The sequence below is a fragment of the Spirillospora albida genome (assembly GCF_000718255.1).
Taxonomy (GTDB): domain Bacteria; phylum Actinomycetota; class Actinomycetes; order Streptosporangiales; family Streptosporangiaceae; genus Spirillospora; species Spirillospora albida.
The window spans coordinates 1-5,011 of the sequence record NZ_JOFJ01000044.1 but is presented as its reverse complement, the minus strand read 5'-3'; the positions used below and the strand labels follow the sequence as shown (position 1 = coordinate 5,011).

2 rRNA genes are annotated in these 5,011 nt (G+C 58.4%); both read left to right on the top strand.

Annotated elements, in window-relative coordinates:
- The first annotated feature begins 2 nt into the window (after nucleotides 1–2).
- Nucleotides 3–1,455, top strand: a 16S ribosomal RNA gene (locus tag IE99_RS0128340).
- 328 nt (nucleotides 1,456–1,783) lie between these two features.
- Nucleotides 1,784–4,830, top strand: a 23S ribosomal RNA gene (locus tag IE99_RS0128335).
- Together the 16S and 23S rRNA genes form the textbook arrangement of a ribosomal RNA operon.
- Nucleotides 4,831–5,011: the final 181 nt, after the last annotated feature.

Below are 5,011 nucleotides of genomic sequence, written 5' to 3'. Positions count from 1 at the left end.
CCTTAATGGAGAGTTTGATCCTGGCTCAGGACGAACGCTGGCGGCGTGCTTAACACATGCAAGTCGAGCGGAAAGGCCCCTTCGGGGGTACTCGAGCGGCGAACGGGTGAGTAACACGTGAGCAACCTGCCCCTGACTCTGGGATAAGCCTGGGAAACCGGGTCTAATACCGGATATGACGTGCTCCCGCATGGGATGTTCGTGGAAAGTTTTTCGGTTGGGGATGGGCTCGCGGCCTATCAGCTTGTTGGTGGGGTGATGGCCTACCAAGGCGACGACGGGTAACCGGCCTGAGAGGGCGACCGGTCACACTGGGACTGAGACACGGCCCAGACTCCTACGGGAGGCAGCAGTGGGGAATATTGCGCAATGGGCGGAAGCCTGACGCAGCGACGCCGCGTGGGGGATGACGGCCTTCGGGTTGTAAACCCCTTTCAGCAGGGACGAAGCGGAAGTGACGGTACCTGCAGAAGAAGCGCCGGCTAACTACGTGCCAGCAGCCGCGGTAATACGTAGGGCGCAAGCGTTGTCCGGAATTATTGGGCGTAAAGAGCTCGTAGGCGGTTTGTCGCGTCCGTCGTGAAAGCCCACAGCTTAACTGTGGGTCTGCGGTGGATACGGGCAGACTAGAGGCAGGTAGGGGAGAACGGAATTCCCGGTGTAGCGGTGAAATGCGCAGATATCGGGAGGAACACCGGTGGCGAAGGCGGTTCTCTGGGCCTGTACTGACGCTGAGGAGCGAAAGCGTGGGGAGCGAACAGGATTAGATACCCTGGTAGTCCACGCCGTAAACGTTGGGCGCTAGGTGTGGGGTCCTTCCACGGATTCCGCGCCGTAGCTAACGCATTAAGCGCCCCGCCTGGGGAGTACGGCCGCAAGGCTAAAACTCAAAGGAATTGACGGGGGCCCGCACAAGCGGCGGAGCATGTTGCTTAATTCGACGCAACGCGAAGAACCTTACCAAGGCTTGACATCGCCGGAAAACCCGCAGAGATGCGGGGTCCTTTTTGGGCCGGTGACAGGTGGTGCATGGCTGTCGTCAGCTCGTGTCGTGAGATGTTGGGTTAAGTCCCGCAACGAGCGCAACCCTCGTTCCATGTTGCCAGCACGTAATGGTGGGGACTCATGGGAGACCGCCGGGGTCAACTCGGAGGAAGGTGGGGATGACGTCAAGTCATCATGCCCCTTATGTCTTGGGCTGCAAACATGCTACAATGGCCGGTACAGAGGGCTGCGATACCGCGAGGTGGAGCGAATCCCTTAAAGCCGGTCTCAGTTCGGATTGGGGTCTGCAACTCGACCCCATGAAGTCGGAGTCGCTAGTAATCGCAGATCAGCAACGCTGCGGTGAATACGTTCCCGGGCCTTGTACACAGGTCGAAGGTGGGGCCGGCGATTGGGACGAAGTCGTAACAAGGTAGCCGTACCGGAAGGTGCGGCTGGATCACCTCCTTTCTAAGGAGCACCAACTGGCCCGTTTTGAAGGTCTTCGGACCGGCCGGGGGGAGTGGGAACGTCGGTGTCGGGTGGGTGGCGGGTTGGACACGCTGTTGGGTCCTGAGGAAACGGGCGTTGAGCCTGATCCCTCGGATCGCGGGACCGGATACCGCTTCACCTGCTATGGGTGGGGCGGTTCTGGTGGGCCCGGTTGTTTTTTGAGAACTGCACAGTGGACGCGAGCATCTCTGGTAGACGGATGAGATGCCGGTGGGCGCATCTTTCGGGGTGTGTTCTTTCTGGTGTTTTGTTCGTTTATCTGCGATTTGTTTTGATCGTTTTGTGTGTTCAAGTTTTTAAGGGCATACGGTGGATGCCTTGGCATCAGGAGCCGATGAAGGACGTGGGAGCCTGCGATATGCCTCGGGGAGTCGGCAACCAGACTTTGATCCGGGGATTTCCGAATGGGGAAACCTGGCACCCGTCATGGGGTGTCGCCGCCGTCTGAATGTATAGGGCGGTTGGTGGGAACGCGGGGAAGTGAAACATCTCAGTACCCGCAGGAAGAGAAAACAATAGTGATTCCGTGAGTAGTGGTGAGCGAAAGCGGATTAGCCTAAACCGTGCGCGTGTGATAGCCGGCAGGTGTTGCGTGTGCGGGGTTGTGGGACCATCCTGGTTCAGCTGCCGCTGGACCGAAGAGTTACAAAATATCGTGGTAGTCGAATGGCATGGGAAGGCCGACCGTAGACGGTGAGAGTCCGGTAGACGAAACTGCGATGTCTCTTGGGTGTGTTCCCGAGTAGCACGGGGCCCGTGAAATCCCGTGTGAATCTGCCACGACCACGTGGTAAGGCTGAATACTTCCTGATGACCGATAGCGGACAAGTACCGTGAGGGAAAGGTGAAAAGTGCCCCGGTGAGGGGTCGTGAAATAGTACCTGAAACCGTGTGCCTACAAGCCGTCAGAGCGTCCTCAATGCCTTCGGGTGTTGTTCGTGATGGCGTGCCTTTTGAAGAATGAGCCTGCGAGTTATGGTGTGTGGCGAGGTTAACCGGTGGCGGGTAGCCGTAGCGAAAGCGAGTCTGAATAGGGCGTTTTAGTCGCATGCTGTAGACCCGAAGCGGGGTGATCTAGCCATGGGCAGGGTGAAGCGCCGGTAAGACGGTGTGGAGGCCCGAACCCACCAGGGTTGAAAACCTGGGGGATGACCTGTGGTTAGGGGTGAAAGGCCAATCAAACTCCGTGATAGCTGGTTCTCCCCGAAATGCATTTAGGTGCAGCGTCGCGTGTTTCTTGCCGGAGGTAGAGCTACTGGATGGCCGATGGGCCCGACAAGGTTACTGACGTCAGCCAAACTCCGAATGCCGGTAAGTGAGAGCGTGGCAGTGAGACTGCGGGGGATAAGCTTCGTAGTCGAGAGGGAAACAGCCCAGATCATCGGCTAAGGCCCCTAAGCGTGTGCTAAGTGGGAAAGGATGTGGAGTTGCCGTGACAACCAGGAGGTTGGCTTAGAAGCAGCCATCCTTGAAAGAGTGCGTAATAGCTCACTGGTCAAGTGATTCCGCGCCGACAATGTAGCGGGGCTCAAGCACACCGCCGAAGCCGTGGCATTCCAACTTGTTTGGGATGGGTAGGGGAGCGTCCTGCAGCCGGTGAAGCCGCCGAGTGATCGAGTGGTGGAGGCTGCAGGAGTGAGAATGCAGGCATGAGTAGCGAATCACACGTGAGAAACGTGTGCGCCGGATGACCAAGGGTTCCTGGGGCAGGCTAATCCGCCCAGGGTAAGTCGGGACCTAAGGCGAGGCCGACAGGCGTAGTCGATGGACAACGGGTTGATATTCCCGTACCCGCTGGTATGCGCCAACGCTGAACCCTCTGATGCTAAGACCCTGAAACCTGGTGGGGGCCTTCGGGCTTCTTCTGGGCGTAGCGGTCGGCCCGAGGGGGTAGTAGGTGAGCGATGGGGTGACGCAGGAGGGTAGCTCAGCCCAGGCGATGGTTGTCCTGGGGTAAGCATGTAGCCCGGGCCGTAGGCAAATCCGCGGTCTGTGAGGGTGAGATGTGATGCCGAGCCGTTTTAGGTGAAGTGAGTGATCCCATGCTGCCGAGAAAAGCCTCTAGTGAGTGTACCGGCGGCCCGTACCCCAAACCGACTCAGGTGGTCAGGTAGAGAATACCAAGGCGATCGGGTGAACTGTGGTTAAGGAACTCGGCAAATTGCCCCCGTAACTTTGGGAGAAGGGGGACCATGTCCGGTGAACGCCTTCGCGGCGGGAGCTGGGGGTGGTCGCAGAGGCCAGGGGGAAGCGACTGTTTACTAAAAACACAGGTCCGTGCGAAGTCGTAAGACGCTGTATACGGACTGACGCCTGCCCGGTGCCGGAACGTTAAGAGGACCGGTTAGGCCCTTGGGTCGAAGCTGAGAATCTAAGCGCCGGTAAACGGCGGTGGTAACTATAACCATCCTAAGGTAGCGAAATTCCTTGTCGGGTAAGTTCCGACCTGCACGAATGGCGTAACGACTTCCCCGCTGTCTCAACCACAGGCCCGGCGAAATTGCAGTACGAGTAAAGATGCTCGTTTCGCGCAGCAGGACGGAAAGACCCCGGGACCTTCACTACAGCTTGGCATTGGCGTTTGGAGCGTCTTGTGTAGGATAGGTGGGAGACTGTGAAGCCGGCACGCCAGTGTCGGTGGAGTCATTGGTGAAATACCACTCTGGTCGTTTTGAGCGTCTAACCCGCACCCGTGGATCCGGGTGGGGGACAGTGCCTGGTGGGTAGTTTAACTGGGGCGGTTGCCTCCCAAAGAGTAACGGAGGCGCCCAAAGGTTCCCTCAGCCTGGTTGGCAATCAGGTGGTGAGTGCAAGGGCACAAGGGAGCTTGACTGTGAGACGGACGTGTCGAGCAGGTGCGAAAGCAGGGCCTAGTGATCCGGCACCGACGTGTGGAAGTGGTGTCGCTCAACGGCTAAAAGGTACCCCGGGGATAACAGGCTGATCTTCCCCAAGAGTCCATATCGACGGGATGGTTTGGCACCTCGATGTCGGCTCGTCGCATCCTGGGGCTGGAGTAGGTCCCAAGGGTTGGGCTGTTCGCCCATTAAAGCGGCACGCGAGCTGGGTTTAGAACGTCGCGAGACAGTTCGGTCCCTATCCGCTGCGCGCGTAGGAGAATTGAGAGGATCTGTCCCTAGTACGAGAGGACCGGGACGGACGAACCTCTGGTGTGCCAGTTGTCCCGCCAGGGGCACGGCTGGTTGGCTACGTTCGGCAGGGATAACCGCTGAAAGCATCTAAGCGGGAAGCCTTCCTCGAGATGAGTTCTCCCTCCCGCATTCGTGTGGGGTAAGGCCCGACCGGTACTAATAGGCCGAGTGGCTTGAACACACTGAACGTTCAAACCGAATCGCTGCAAGAAATGTTCGCGTCCCTGTGTGGTTCCCAGAAAACAAACCGGGAACCCGCTACAACAACAACATATTTTCTGAGCTGACTGCTTGGAACGCCGAGTTTGCCCACCCCTCGCGGGGGGTGGTGCGTTGAGGCGTTCGGTGGCTTTGGCGAAGGG